1 pseudogene is annotated in these 255 nt (G+C 38.4%); it reads left to right on the top strand.

Annotated elements, in window-relative coordinates:
* Positions 1 to 181 (top strand): annotated as a pseudogene (locus JFU56_RS22610) (lipid A deacylase LpxR family protein); the annotation flags it as partial.
* Between the last annotated feature and the right edge of the window lie 74 nt (positions 182 to 255).

Genomic DNA, 255 nt, shown 5'->3' with positions numbered 1-255 from the left:
ACCTGATACAGTACCAGACATTACGTTAAATAACTTACAAGCGACAGTTGCTGCAGGATTACTTGCTTATTACCCCAGTATCGGCATCAAATTGAGTGTCGTAGCAATGAGTCCAGACTATACAGAAGACTCGCACAAAAAATACATAGTAGGAAGTCTGGGATTATTCTGGCAGTTTTAACAGAACGCCCTTACAAGATGGTTGAAATTTGCCCGTTTCTGAAAATAGCTAAAAGTAGTTATCTGTTACTTATT

The sequence above is a fragment of the Moritella sp. F3 genome (assembly GCF_015082335.1).
Lineage (GTDB): Bacteria > Pseudomonadota > Gammaproteobacteria > Enterobacterales > Moritellaceae > Moritella.
Note: the sequence above shows the minus strand (reverse complement) of the source record. Positions and strands in the feature narration are given on the sequence as shown.